The organism is Acinetobacter sp. ATCC 27244 (assembly GCF_000156555.1).
Lineage (GTDB): Bacteria > Pseudomonadota > Gammaproteobacteria > Pseudomonadales > Moraxellaceae > Acinetobacter > Acinetobacter haemolyticus.
Map to the genome: position 1 here is coordinate 133,231 of NZ_GG665950.1, position 14,261 is coordinate 147,491.

Below are 14,261 nucleotides of genomic sequence, written 5' to 3' on the forward strand. Positions count from 1 at the left end.
TTATTCTAAAAATTAATTCTGCGCGTCCTGCTATTGCGAGTCCTGTATCTGCCACTGCCCGTCAAGTACAACAAGGGGTTTCAAATATTGGTTTCCAACGTGGCAATCAAGGTGAAGGTCTAGTTGTGATTGATTTATTGGGTAGTAATACGCCAGTAGATGTACAACAGCAAGGGAGTAAAATCGTTGTGCGGACGATGGGGAACAAAATTCCGACCCATTTAGCACGTCGTTTAAATACCAATGATTTCGCAACTCCTGTAGCAAGTATTGATGCCTATAATGATAAAGGTAATGGTGTGATTACCATTCAGTCTGCGGGTAGTTATGAATACATGGCTTATCAAGCTGAAAATAAACTGACGATTAGTTTAAAGCGACCTGAAGAAAAATCACCATTAAAAGCAAAATCTCAAACTTATACTGGCAATAAGATTTCTTTAGATTTCCAAGATATTGAAGTGCGTCGTGTGCTGCAGTTACTTGCTGATTTTACCAATATCAATATGGTGGCTGCTGATACGGTACAAGGGAATATTACTTTACGCCTAAAAGATGTACCTTGGGATCAGGCTTTGGATATCGTGCTGAAAACCAAAAACTTGGATAAGCGTCGTAATGGTAATGTGATTTGGATTGCACCAGTGGCAGAACTGATCAAGGCAGAGGAAGAAGAGGCAAAAGCCATCGCTCAGAGTGTGAAGCTCGCGCCGATCCAATCAGAGTATATCAAGCTGAGTTATGCCAAAGCGGCGGATATCTTAAAGCTGATTGAAGATTCTCGTGACGGTAAGGCTGGGGCATCAAATCGTACTGCGAATTCAGATTCACTCGCACTGGAAAGTTTGTTAAGTCCACGTGGTAGTGCAGTGGCTGATGTACGAACCAATACTTTAATTGTAAATGATACTGCTCAAAATATTGACAAGATCCGTAAGATGGTTGATTTGCTGGATGTCTCTGTTAAGCAAGTTATGATCGAAGCCCGCATTGTTCGAGCAAGCACTGACTTTACGAAGGAAATGGGGGTGAAGTGGGGAATCTTGTCTCAAGGTATCACTCGAAATAATGATTTGCTGGTTGGTGGTAGTGATACTACGTTGTGGAATCTAAGAGAGCCTAAGAAAGACAGTGAGACTGGTGGGTGGAAGTATGAAATCGAACGTCCTGATAATTTAAATGTGGATTTGGGGGCAGTTACTCCGGGTGCAAGTCGTATTGCTTTTGGCTTAATTAGCCTCTCTGATTTTATGTTGGATTTAGAACTTTCTGCAGTACAGGCGGATGGTTTTGGTGAGGTTATTTCAACGCCTAAAGTGATGACTGCTGATAAGCAACCTGCAAAGATCGAGTCAGGAACCAAAATTCCTTATGCATCTTCGACGGGTGGGGGCGCAAATGCGGTACCTAAAACGGAGTTCATTGATGCAACTTTAAGCTTAGATGTGACTCCAAGCATTACGCCCGATGGAAAAGTCATGATGAAACTTAACATTGCAAAAGATGCACCTGGCGCACCAACGCCAACGGGTCAATTAACCATTAGTAAGAATTCAATTGATACCAATGTTTTGGTGGATAATGGTGAAACTGTGGTGCTCGGCGGTATTTTTGAGCAGGAAAATCTCAGCTCACAAATTAAAGTGCCATTTTTAGGTGATCTTCCGTATGTGGGTCGACTTTTCCGTCGTGATCTGAAAACAGACAATAAACGTGAACTGCTTATTTTTGTGACACCGAGAATTGTTAATGACACTTTGACCAGAAATCATTAATATATTTTCAATAATTGCAATTAATATAGGTGGCGCCTTTGCCAAGCAAAGCGTTTGAATCCCTACCAAATATCTATTTGGTAGGGCCGATGGGGGCAGGAAAAACAACTGTTGGTCGACACTTAGCTGAACTGTTAGGACGAGATTTCATGGATAGCGATCATGAAATTGAACGTAAAACAGGGGCGACGATTCCATGGATTTTTGAAAAAGAAGGTGAAGTGGGGTTTCGTTTGCGTGAAACAAATGTGTTGAATGATTTAACTGCCCGCTCTTCACTTGTTTTGGCTACAGGTGGCGGGGCAGTGACCCAACGACCCAATCGAGAACTTTTAAAACAACGAGGCATTGTTGTTTATCTATATACTCCTGTAGAGCTACAACTACAGCGAACCTATCGCGATAAAAATCGTCCATTATTACAAGTCGAAAACCCAGAACAGAAGTTACGTGACTTATTGGAGACACGTGATCCTTTGTATCGTGAGGTCGCACATCATATTATTGAAACTAATCAAGGTGCTGCACGTGACCTTGCTCAGCGAATTCTTCAAGTAATTTTATCTAAACAAGTTAAGTAAATCTGTCGTTGGTTTAAGTTATGCAAACATTATATGTCGAGTTAGGTGAGCGTCGTTATCCGATTTTTATTGGAAGTCATTTAGATCCTAAAACTTTGCTTGAGCCATATTTACATGGGCGACAAGTCATGCTCGTTTCCAATACCACTGTCGCTCCTTTATATTTGCAAAGCTACAAAGATGCGCTCATTCAACTGAATAAGCAGGTTGCGCAGTGCATCTTACCTGATGGTGAGCAATTCAAAGATATTCAACATCTCAACTTGATTTTTGATGCTTTATTAGAGTCTGGTTTTAATCGTGACTGCACGGTACTGGCTTTGGGTGGTGGTGTAATTGGCGATATGGCTGGATTTGCAGCGGCATGTTTTCAGCGTGGCGTGAATTTTGTACAAGTACCGACCACGCTTTTATCTCAGGTAGATTCGAGCGTTGGGGGGAAAACGGGGATTAATCATCCTTTAGGGAAAAACATGTTAGGTGCTTTTCAGCAACCGCAGGTGGTGCTTGCGGATATGGCCCAGTTAGATACCCTGCCTGATCGCGAGCTATCAGCGGGTTTGGCTGAAGTCATTAAATATGCACTATTAGGTGATCAAGACTTCTTGTTATGGTTAGAGCAACATATGGATGCATTGGTTGCTCGTGATGCAAATTTACTAGCAGAAGCGGTTTATCGCTCATGTGCCCATAAAGCACGTATTGTTGCTAATGATGAAAAAGAACAAGGTGAGCGAGCCTTATTAAATTTAGGTCATACTTTTGGTCATGCGATAGAGTCTTATTTGGGTTATGGCGTATGGTTGCATGGAGAGGCTGTTGCAACGGGTATGGTCATGGCTGCAGATTTATCACAGCGTTTAGGGTGGATCGCGGTTGAAGATGTAGAACGTACAAAAAAAATCATTCAACGTGCTAATTTACCGATATCATGTCCAAAAATTCCATTAGATGAGTTTCTTGCTTATATGGCACATGATAAAAAAGTTTTAAATGGTCAATTGCGCTTAGTTTTGCTCCAAAAGTTAGGGCAAGCTGTGATCACTAAAGACTTTGATATTGAGCTAATGAAACAATCTATTCTTGCAAATCAATCTGCATCATAAATCACGAAGGAAAGCATGGCTGTGTCACGATCAATTTGGCAAAATATTCAACAATATAGCTGGCTAGTTTTAGCGCTCGCTTGTTTAATTGCTGCATTGGTTTTTTGGGCGGTGACGGATCGTGATGCTTTGGTTGAAGTGGAGCAACCTTCGAAAACGGAAACCTCTGTGCAAATTCAACCTGAAAAGGTCGCTGCCACGACGCATTTGGGTGCTCTATCAGATAGTGTAAGACCTTTGGATTTAAAAGCGCGTGTGGTGGTTGCTAATGAGCATCTTCCTGAATTTCGCGGGACGAAATTTGTCAAAGACAATCAGCGTCGTTGGACGATGGAAATTTTTCGTAGTTCAAACGAAGCAATTATTAAAAACTTTTTATTAAATCGCTCAGATCGGAAAAAATTTACCTATTTTCGTTTAAGTGGCCAAGATCAAGTTGAACAATATGTTTTGGTATATGGTCTGTTTGCCAATCCAGATGAAGCGAATCGTCAATTTGCACAATTAGAGTTGAGTCTACCAGAATCAATCCAACCGAAAGCACAGCGGCTCGAAACTTATGTCGATTTAGTGAATGATTTGGGTGCAGATGAGATGAAGCTGTCCACCAATCAGCTCTATGCGATTCAATTAAAACCCGCTGCTTTACCAAAGGTTGATGAAACGCTATTAATTGGGACCACTCGAAGTGCAACTTCAGCCAATAAAGCAACTTCATCAGCAGATGCATCGACAACCGTGAGAACAACGGTGACTCGCCGTGATGCACAAGGCAATGTCGTGAATGTCCAGCAAAATCAGTCTGCTGTCCATACACCGACAAATGCAGAGAAAATAAAAGAAAATTCAGATTCTTCTAAGCGCGAAATCAGTGACCCCTTTAATTAATTAGCACTAAAATGGTGCTTTATTAGTGCAATATTGTGGCGCTATGCTTTTTTGTGGTGCATTTTTGGTCAGTAAATCTTGGTCTCAGATCACTATAAATTAAAGTTATTTTAATTTTTTTAATGATTTAGTAAATTTATATCCTATTGGCATGTTTTTTGCTTTTTTGTGGTGCTAATTTGTCTGCTCAATGTTCTTTTTGGTGCTAAATGACTCATTAATTTGGTGAAATGTAAAGTTTTCTGCTTTACAAAGCCTTGCTAAGGTGTAATAACTGAAAACACATTACATGGTAAATACGCTGATTCTTGGATGAGAAAGACGTATATTGCAAATTCGCCATGAAAAATGTTTTCGCGAAGCATTGAACTTTGTATGAGTTAATCGGCAATATCGCAGAAAATGAATTGATTGTTTGTTGCTCGAAAGAGCCATGTTGAAAAGAAGGGTACGCTATGCACATGCCATCGCCTAATACTGTAGCTCCCGCTCAAGGTTTATATCAACCTGATGAGTTTAAGGATAACTGTGGTTTTGGTCTGATCGCCCACATGAAAGGGGAATCAAGCCATCATTTAGTTGAAACCGCGATTCACAGTTTAAGTTGCATGACGCACCGTGGTGGTATTGCCGCAGATGGTAAGACAGGAGATGGGTGCGGATTGTTACTGGCTATGCCTAAACAATTTTTCCGTGATGAAGCACTAAAATTAGGGGTCAACCTGACAGAAATTTTTGCTGCGGGTACTGTATTTCTAAATATTGATCCAGCACTTGCTCAAAATGCAAAGAATATTCTGAATAAGGAAATTGCAGCGGAAGGTTTAACAGTTGCAACGTGGCGTGTTGTGCCAACAAATAATGACGCATTAGGCGAGATTGCATTGCAATCATTGCCTGTGTTCGAACAAATTCTTGTAAATTGCCCAATGGGCTTAACTGAGGTTGAATTCAACCGTAAGTTATTTTTAGCGCGCCGTCGTGCTGAACAACAGTTGCACAATGATCCTTTATTCTATGTGACGACTTTAGCAACAACGGTAATCAGCTATAAAGGTCTGATGATGCCTGCGGCAATTGCTGACTTTTATACTGACTTGGCGGACGAGCGTTTAAAATCACATATCGTGGTATTCCATCAGCGTTTCTCAACCAACACATTACCGCGTTGGCCGTTGGCTCAGCCATTCCGTTATCTTGCGCATAATGGTGAGATTAATACCATTACTGCAAACCGTAATTGGGCTTTGGCGCGTACTCCAAAATTTGAAAACCCATTATTGCCAGGTTTAACTGAGTTAAATCCAATTGTAAACCGTACTGGTTCGGACTCTTCTAGCTTAGATAATATGCTTGAAATCCTTGTGGGCGGTGGTATGGATCTATTCCGTGCATTACGTATGCTTGTTCCACCAGCATGGCAAAACGTTGAAACATTAGATGCGGACTTGCGTGCCTTCTATGAGTTCAACTCTAAGCATATGGAAGCGTGGGATGGTCCTGCTGGGTTAGTTATTCAAGATGGTCGTCATGCGATCTGTATGTTGGACCGTAATGGTTTGCGTCCTGCGCGTTGGGTGATCACAAAGAATGATTACATCACGTTGGCCTCTGAGATTGGCGTATGGGACTATCATCCAGAAGATGTGGTGTCTAAAGGCCGCGTTGGTCCAGGTCAAATCTTGGTGGTTGATACTTTAACTAGTAAAGTGCTGGACACTAAAGATGTCAGTAATCATCTTAAAAATATGCGTCCGTATCGTGAATGGTTGCGTGATCATGCCATTCGCCTGAAAGCGAATCCTGAGTTAGAAGAGCAATTGATTGATCAAGGTTTAGTAGGCGATCAATTAAAAGCAGCTCAAAAAATGTTTATGGTGACATTTGAAGAGCGTGATCAATTGTTACGTCCGATTGCTGAAAGTGGTCAAGAGGCGGTGGGTTCGATGGGTGATGATACGCCAATGGCAGTATTGTCTCGACAAGTACGCCATGTGTCTGACTATTTCCGTCAACAATTTGCGCAAGTCACCAATCCACCAATTGATCCATTACGTGAATCAATTGTAATGTCATTGGAAACTTGTTTAGGTCGTGAGCAAAACGTATTCGAACAAGGTCCAGAACATGCGGATCGCATCATTATTTCAAGCCCTGTATTGTCTAATTCGAAAATGCAGCAACTTCGTGATGTTGAAAAAGAGCGCGAAGGCTATGGCGTAGTTGATATTGATTTGAATTACGCTGAGACTGAGGGTTTGCAAGCTGCAATTACACGTATTTGTGAAGAAGCCGCGCAAGCAATTCGTGATGGTAAGACCTTGATCGTTTTAACGGATAAAAATATTCGTGAAGGTTTCTTACCCGCAAATTCAGCATTGGCAACAGGTGCAGTTCACCATTATTTGATTAAAACCGGTTTGCGTACTGATGCAAACATTTTAGTTGAAACGGGTTTTGCTCGTGACCCACATCAATTCGCTGTATTGCTTGGCTTTGGTGCAACAGCGGTGTATCCGTACTTAGCTTATGACGTAATCAATGATTTGGTTGCTAAAGGTGAGTTATTGGGTGATCCAATTCACGCACAAGCGAATTTCCGTAAAGGGATTGAGAAAGGCTTATTAAAAGTTCTCTCTAAAATGGGCATCTCGACGGTTGCCTCTTATCGTGGTGGTCAGTTATTTGAAGCTGTTGGTTTATCTTCAGAGGTTGTGGACCAATGTTTCCTTGGTGTGCCAAGTCGTATTCAAGGCGCAACCTTTGCTGACTTAGAGAAAGACCAGAAGAAGTTGGCGACCACTGCATGGCAGAATCGTAAGCCGATTGATCAAGGTGGTTTGCTCAAATTTGTTTTTGGTAAAGAGTACCATGCGTTCAACCCTGATGTGATTAACTCGCTTCATAAAGCGGTACGTTCAGGTCAATACCAAGACTTTAAAGAATATGCAGAGTTGGTAAATAATCGCCCTGTTGCAACGATTCGTGACTTATTTAAGTTAAAAACCACCAATTCAATTGCATTGGATCAAGTTGAAACCATTGAAGAGATTTTACCTCGCTTTGACTCTGCAGGTATGTCTCTAGGTGCATTGTCTCCAGAAGCGCATGAAGCAATTGCGATTGCAATGAATACCATTGGTGGTCGTTCAAACTCAGGTGAGGGCGGTGAAGATCCTGCGCGTTATGGCACGATTCGTAACTCAAAAATTAAACAGATCGCATCAGGTCGTTTTGGTGTAACACCAGCGTACTTAACTTCTGCTGAAGTTCTACAGATCAAAGTGGCGCAAGGTGCGAAACCAGGTGAGGGTGGTCAGCTACCGGGTGGTAAAGTAAATGGCTTGATTGCGCGTTTACGTTACTCGGTGCCAGGCGTGACGTTGATTTCTCCACCTCCACACCACGATATTTATTCGATTGAAGATTTGTCGCAATTGATCTTTGACTTGAAGCAAGTCAATCCTCAAGCAATGGTTTCAGTAAAATTAGTATCTGAGCCAGGTGTTGGAACAATTGCTGCAGGTGTTGCAAAAGCTTATGCAGACTTCATCACCATTTCAGGTTATGACGGTGGTACAGCGGCATCTCCACTTTCTTCAATTCACCATGCGGGTTCACCATGGGAGTTGGGTTTAAGTGAAGCGCATCAGGCTCTTCGTGTAAACGACTTGCGTGGTAAGGTTCGTGTTCAAACTGATGGTGGTTTAAAAACAGGTTTGGATGTGATTAAAGCCGCTATTTTAGGTGCTGAAAGTTTCGGTTTTGGTTCTACACCAATGATCGCATTAGGTTGTAAATACTTACGTATTTGTCATTTAAATAACTGTGCAACTGGTGTGGCAACCCAACAAGATCATTTACGCCAAGAGCATTATATTGGCGAGCCACAAATGTTGATTAACTTCTTCAAGTTTATTGCAGAAGAAACACGTGAATGGTTGGCTGCATTAGGTGTTTCATCACTGAAAGACTTGATTGGTCGTGTTGATTTACTTGAAGTATTACCGGGTGAAACTGAAAAGCATGCACACTTAGACCTAAGTGCATTATTAACTTCTCATCCTGCTGCAGAAGGCAAGGCACAATATTGCCAAGTTCAAGGCAATGAACCATTCGATAAAGGTGTATTGGCTGAACGTATGGTTGAAGAAATGCTACCAGCGATTGAAGCGGGAACAGGCGGCTCATTTAACTTTACTGTAGGTAACTGTGATCGTTCAATCGGTGCGCGTATCTCGGGTGAGATAGCACGTCGTTATGGCAACTTGGGTATGGAAAATAGCCCTGTTGTGATGAATTTGGTTGGTACTGCTGGTCAATCACTTGGTGTGTGGAATGCAGGTGGCTTGCATATCAAACTTGAAGGTGATGCGAACGACTATGTTGGTAAAGGCATGGCGGGTGGTCGTGTGTCGATCTTCCCACCAAAAGGTTCACCATTCCAAACACAAAATACTGCAATCATTGGTAACACCTGTTTATATGGTGCAACAGGCGGTAAGTTGTTTGCAGCGGGTACCGCAGGTGAGCGTTTTGCCGTTCGTAACTCAGGTGCATTTGCGGTAATTGAAGGTGCAGGAGACCACTGTTGTGAATATATGACGGGTGGTGTGGTGACTGTATTAGGTAAGGTTGGTCACAACTTCGGTGCAGGTATGACGGGTGGTTTTGCTTATGTGCTTGACCTCGACAATGACTTTGTTGATTACTACAACCATGAGTTGATTGACCTCAACCGTATCTCGACAGAAGCGATGGAAGATCATAAAGAATATCTATTACGTATTCTTGATGAGCATATCCAAGAAACAGGCAGTGCTTGGGCTTACAAAATCCGTAATGAGTTCGACTTCTATAGCCGTAAGTTCTGGCTTGTAAAACCAAAAGCTGCTAATTTGCAAACGCTTTTGAAAACAACCCAAGCTGATCCACAATAATTCCACGACTGCAAAGACATAGGCAGGTGCAGAGGTGAAGAAAACCGCTGCGCCTACCCACGGAGAGAGACATGGCAGAACGCCTCAATAATGACTTTCAATTTCTGGACGTACCACGCCAAGATCCAGAGAAAAAAGATATTACTGTCCGCAAAGCAGAATTTGTGGAAATTTATAAACCTTTTACTGCTGAAGTGGCTGCGAATCAGACGCATCGTTGTTTAGGTTGTGGTAACCCGTATTGCGAATGGAAATGTCCTGTACATAACTATATTCCTAACTGGTTAAAGCTGATTGCAGAAGGTCAAATTTTCCAAGCAGCCGAGCTGTGCCACCAAACCAATACCTTGCCAGAAGTATGTGGTCGTGTTTGTCCACAAGACCGTTTGTGTGAAGGTGCTTGTACCTTAAATGATGGTTTTGGTGCAGTGACGATTGGTAATGCGGAAAAATATATTAATGACACTGCCTTTGCTTTAGGCTGGCGTCCAGATATGTCTGGCGTAAAATGGACCAATAAAAAAGTTGCCATTATCGGTGCAGGTCCTGCGGGTTTAGGTTGTGCTGACATTCTTGCGCGCGGTGGTGTCAAGCCAGTGGTATTTGATAAACGCCCTGAGATTGGTGGATTGCTCACATTTGGTATTCCAGAATTTAAAATGGAAAAAGATGTAATGAAGCGTCGTCGTGAAATCTTCACGGGGATGGGCATCGAATTCCGTTTAAATACTGAAATCGGTGTAGACGTTACAATCGAACAATTACTTGCTGAATACGATGCAGTGTTCATGGGTATGGGGACTTATACCTACATGAAAGGTGGCTTCCCAGGTGAAGACCTTGATGGTGTTTATGACGCATTGGACTTCTTGATTGCGAACGTAAATCGTTGCCAAGGTTGGGAAAAAGATCCAAGCGAATATATCAGTGTTGATGGTAAAAAGGTGATTGTGCTTGGTGGTGGTGATACCGCAATGGACTGTAACCGTACTTCGTTGCGTCAAGGCGCACAAGAAGTCACCTGTGCTTACCGTCGTGACGAAAGTAACATGCCAGGTTCTGCGCGCGAAGTGAAGAATGCCTATGAAGAGGGTGTGAAATTCTTATTCAATCGCCAGCCAATTGAAATTGTAGGTGAGAATGGCAAAGTCACAGGCGTAAAAGTCGTGACGACACAGATGGGTGAGCCTGATAGCCGTGGTCGTCGTAGCCCTGAACCAATTCCTGGTTCTGAAGAAGTCTTACCAGCTGATGCAGTCTTATTGGCTTTCGGTTTCCGTCCAAGTCCAGCGGACTGGTTTGCGAATGCAAAAGTCAGCCTTGATGGTTCAGGTCGTGTGGTTGCTGCTGAGCAACAAGAATTTAAGTTCCAAACCTCTAATCCAAAGATTTTTGCGGGTGGAGATATGGTGCGTGGTTCAGATCTTGTCGTAACCGCAATCTGGGAAGGTCGTCAAGCTGCTGAAGGTATTTTAGATTATCTTGGTGTCTAAACACTTAACGCTGAAACCTATTCTAAACAAAGCCTGCGAAATGCAGGCTTTGTTATTTCATCTGGTCTGTTTGGTAGTTTTGGCAAATTTTATAAGCTTTTTTGCCCTGTGCATCGAGTTTTCCCAGCGTAATACTCAAACTCGGTATAAAAATTGCGCAGGCACTCAACATGGCACTTGCAAATGTAAATCAAGAAAAAAGCTATTTAAATCGCCCTAAAGCCTTAGGAATTATGGTGCGACGTTTGCAATTTAATCCACAAAAAATTAAGCGGCATTATTTTGCGAATTCTCCACTCATGTCTCATCTGTTAACAGCACTTTCTTCTACTTTTCCGATTGGGGAACAATACTTTGTCAATAGTGTTCGCAATGTGAGAGATAAAGTCAAAGATCCTCAATTACAAGCACAGATTGCTGCTTTTATTGGTCAAGAAGCGATGCACTCCAAGGCACACACTGAATTCAATGATGCATGGCGACGCGATGACTATAATTTAGATCGTTTCCAAGCGTGGCTGGCAAAACGAGATGATGCACTTCGTAATATTCATCCGAAATTACAATTGGTTTTAACCTGTGCTTTTGAACATTTTACTGCGATGTTAGGGGGATATATCCTCAAACATCCAGAGATTCTGAGTACCTTGGACGATGACGCAATGAAACTTTGGGTCTGGCACGCGATTGAAGAAATCGAGCATCGGTCTGTGGCCTTTGATGTCTACCAAGAAGTATATGGGGATGATCGTATTCGTCGTTTGTTGATGCGCAGTGTCACCACAGGTTTTGCGAGTTTGGTTTTTTATGGAACGACGCGTTTAATATAGCAGGATAAATGGAAAAGTTTGCCCAAAGTCGGCGGTAATTTATTTGGTACTTATTTACTTGTAAAAATGTTAATTCAGCTCATTCCTGAATATTTATCTTATTATCAAGCGGATTTCCACCCTGCCAAACATGATTATACGAAGTTAGTCAATTATTGGAAAGCACGTATGGCTGATGAATATGGCATGATTTCATTTCAAGAAGAAACAGCATCCAAAATTTATAGTTAATTTAAGTCGACGCAAATTGTGTTTAGTGGGGCATTACTTCAAACATGGAAGTGATGCCTTTTTTATTTAAATATTGAATAACCAAATTTAATAAACTTTACAAAGCACGTAAAAAATCACATTACAATAAATTATTGTTAAAAATATAAAGAAAAACTTGAGGATAAATAGGTATGAAACTGATGAAACAAACTGCACTTGCAACAATTTTGGCAAGTACATTGCTATTCACGGGTTGTGGCTATAACACATTGCAAGTTAAAGATGAGGCGGTGACGGCTGCATGGTCAGAAGTGCAAAACCAGTACCAACGACGGGCTGATCTTGTACCTAACTTGGTGAATGTTGTGAAAGGCTATGCCAAACATGAAGAGCAAGTATTGACCGAAGTCACAGAGGCACGCTCTAACGTTGCAGGCTTAAAAGTGGATAAAGAAGTCCTAGAAGACCCTGTGTTATTTGAGCGTTACCAGCAAGCACAAAGTCAATTGACTGGCGCACTATCTCGCCTGATTGCAGTTTCAGAGAATTATCCTGATCTTAAAGCCAATGAAAATTTCCGAGATTTACAAGCGCAACTTGAAGGTACGGAAAACCGTATTGCAGTCGCTCGTAATCGATATATTACCAGTGTTCAAGATTACAATGCTTATTCACGCCAATTCCCACAAGTCATGACTGCTAAAGTGATTGGCATGAAAACCAAAGAAAACTTCAAGGCGGAACAATCTGCTCAACAAGCTCCTACGGTTTCATTTAATTAACTTTGAATATTTGGGAGTATTTTATGCTGAAAACATTGAAGCAAACATACAAACAGCGATTGGTCGTCGTTTGTATGCTTCTTTTGATTACAATCTGTTTTCAGCATAAGGTATGGGCAGAGCAAGCAACTGCAACAGATCAAAGCGATGTGTTGATTGCAGGCAAAATTATTCAAGAGCAACAAAGAGCCCAACCTTCGACCTCGACCGCCAACAATCAAAATACTCAAACATCAATCGAAGTTGCCAATGATATGGCAGATGGAGAGTCGATTCGAGGGCTGCCAACACTCAATCAACCTGTGATAGATCAGGCGAAGATTCTGAGCCCTGCTGAAATACAGCAATTAGATCAAAAGATTCTGAATCTATACCAACAAGGTAAGGCTCAGATTGGTGTGATTATTGTGCCCACCACAGGGCAAGAGGCGATTTTTGATTTTGCATTGAGAGCAGGGGAGCAATGGCAGCTTGGTTCAGCGAAACGAGACAACGGCTTGCTCATCGCCATTGCGATTAATGATCGGAACATTCAAATCCTCACGGGTTATGGTTTAGAAGGCGTGTTACCTGATGTAGTACTGAGTCGAATTATTCGCAATCAAATCACCCCTGCATTTAAACAAGGGCAGTACGCACAAGGTATCTCTGCTGGATTGGATGAAATTACCCGTATTGTGAATCTTGATCCTGAAATTGCACAACAGTCTGCACAAGAACTAAAAGAACGCCATGAACGAGCATTACAGCAACAACAAGCCAAAGAGAACACCATGTCGATGGCACTGTTTATTCTGGTTGCTGGCGTGATTGGATCATTTGTGGTTGGAAAGCGTCTAAGTGCGTCGACTGCTGGTGTAGCTGCTGCTGTTGCAGGGTTGGTCAATGGCGCTGGTGTTGTGATGAGTTTAATTTTGGGTATCGGTGTATTCTTTTTATTAATCACCTCTTTGGCACAACTCATTTTTCAGGCTTTTCTCTCTGGTGGAGGACGCGGTGGTGGCAGCGGCGGTTTTGGTGGTGGAGGCTACCGTGGCGGTGGCGGTAGTTTTGGCGGAGGAGGTGCTTCAGGCTCATGGTAACGACAACAGATACAACTCAGATTATTACCCAACCGAAGTTGGATGAGCGTGTCACACCCAGTTTAAAACGTTGGTTTAAACACTTTTTGTATATCTCTGCGACACATCGTTATTTTAATCAACAGGACCTTGTTGAGATTGCCAAAGGTGTACAACAAGCCGAGCAGGGACACGTTGGGGAGATCCAAGTCGTGATTGAAGGGCATATTCCGTGTTCCCAGGCTTATTATCAAGATACACGTCTGCGTGCTCAGCAACTTTTTGCTGAACTTGGGGTTTGGGATACAGAACTGAATAGTGGGGTGTTGTTGTATCTAAATTTATGCGAGCGAAAAGTTGAAATTGTGATTGATCGTGGCTTAAAAAATGCAACGGATGTGGAAACTTGGCAACAGATTTGTGCTTTGATCATTGAAAAGTTAAAAAATAAACAGTACCAACAGGGCGTATTAGTGGGTGTTGAAAAAATTGGTGAAGTGCTAGCGCAATATTATGATCAACCGATCCCTGAGCAAATCAATGAGTTGCCGAATGAGCCGATTATTTTGAATTGATAGGATATTGGTTGTGC

At 42.2% G+C, this 14,261-nt stretch carries 9 protein-coding genes and 1 pseudogene; all 10 read left to right on the forward strand.

From position 1 onward, the window contains the following. Positions 1 to 1,775 (forward strand): type IV pilus secretin PilQ (locus HMPREF0023_RS02780; RefSeq protein WP_008941138.1); only part of this gene is annotated, 1,775 nt, incomplete at its 5' end. A gap of 38 nt (positions 1,776 to 1,813) precedes the next feature. Then, on the forward strand, positions 1,814 to 2,356 hold the full coding sequence (gene aroK, locus HMPREF0023_RS02785; protein WP_005087029.1) for a shikimate kinase AroK: 543 nt from the start codon (positions 1,814 to 1,816) through the stop codon (positions 2,354 to 2,356). A gap of 20 nt (positions 2,357 to 2,376) precedes the next feature. Beyond that, entirely contained in the window at positions 2,377 to 3,462 is a 1,086-nt protein-coding gene (gene aroB, locus HMPREF0023_RS02790; RefSeq protein WP_008941139.1) for a 3-dehydroquinate synthase, read from the forward strand. 15 nt (positions 3,463 to 3,477) lie between these two features. Beyond that, positions 3,478 to 4,350 (forward strand): hypothetical protein, encoded by an 873-nt coding sequence (locus HMPREF0023_RS02795; protein WP_005088508.1) that lies wholly within the window; start codon positions 3,478 to 3,480, stop codon positions 4,348 to 4,350. Positions 4,351 to 4,811: 461 nt separating this feature from the next. Continuing rightward, complete coding sequence (gltB, locus tag HMPREF0023_RS02800) at positions 4,812 to 9,290, forward strand: glutamate synthase large subunit (protein WP_017396548.1); 4,479 nt, start codon at positions 4,812 to 4,814, stop codon at positions 9,288 to 9,290. A 71-nt stretch (positions 9,291 to 9,361) separates the two neighbouring features. Next, the gene (locus tag HMPREF0023_RS02805) at positions 9,362 to 10,783 is read left to right on the forward strand and encodes an FAD-dependent oxidoreductase (RefSeq protein ID WP_005087020.1); all 1,422 of its coding nucleotides are present in this window, start codon (positions 9,362 to 9,364) and stop codon (positions 10,781 to 10,783) included. A 170-nt stretch (positions 10,784 to 10,953) separates the two neighbouring features. Continuing rightward, a pseudogene (locus HMPREF0023_RS02810) lies at positions 10,954 to 11,844 on the forward strand (metal-dependent hydrolase). A 173-nt stretch (positions 11,845 to 12,017) separates the two neighbouring features. Continuing rightward, the gene (locus HMPREF0023_RS02820) at positions 12,018 to 12,608 is read left to right on the forward strand and encodes a LemA family protein (protein ID WP_008941144.1); all 591 of its coding nucleotides are present in this window, start codon (positions 12,018 to 12,020) and stop codon (positions 12,606 to 12,608) included. 23 nt (positions 12,609 to 12,631) lie between these two features. Beyond that, a complete protein-coding gene (locus tag HMPREF0023_RS02825; RefSeq protein WP_008941145.1) occupies positions 12,632 to 13,690 on the forward strand; it encodes a TPM domain-containing protein in 1,059 nt (352 codons plus the stop codon). After that, positions 13,684 to 14,244 carry a TPM domain-containing protein gene (locus tag HMPREF0023_RS02830; protein ID WP_008941146.1) on the forward strand — a complete coding sequence of 187 codons (561 nt, stop codon included), beginning with the start codon at positions 13,684 to 13,686 and terminating at the stop codon, positions 14,242 to 14,244. The genes HMPREF0023_RS02825 and HMPREF0023_RS02830 overlap by 7 nt, the downstream gene beginning before the upstream one ends. Positions 14,245 to 14,261 lie beyond the last annotated feature (17 nt).

Excerpts from the sequence above, each read along its gene's own strand:
- aroB (WP_008941139.1), top strand. The coding sequence starts at position 2,377 with ATGCAAACATTATATGTCGAGTTAGGTGAGCGTCGTTATCCGATTTTT.
- HMPREF0023_RS02795 (WP_005088508.1), top strand. The coding sequence starts at position 3,478 with ATGGCTGTGTCACGATCAATTTGGCAAAATATTCAACAATATAGCTGG.
- gltB (WP_017396548.1), top strand. The coding sequence starts at position 4,812 with ATGCCATCGCCTAATACTGTAGCTCCCGCTCAAGGTTTATATCAACCT.
- HMPREF0023_RS02805 (WP_005087020.1), top strand. The coding sequence starts at position 9,362 with ATGGCAGAACGCCTCAATAATGACTTTCAATTTCTGGACGTACCACGC.
- HMPREF0023_RS02820 (WP_008941144.1), top strand. The coding sequence starts at position 12,018 with ATGAAACTGATGAAACAAACTGCACTTGCAACAATTTTGGCAAGTACA.
- HMPREF0023_RS02825 (WP_008941145.1), top strand. The coding sequence starts at position 12,632 with ATGCTGAAAACATTGAAGCAAACATACAAACAGCGATTGGTCGTCGTT.
- HMPREF0023_RS02830 (WP_008941146.1), top strand. The coding sequence starts at position 13,684 with ATGGTAACGACAACAGATACAACTCAGATTATTACCCAACCGAAGTTG.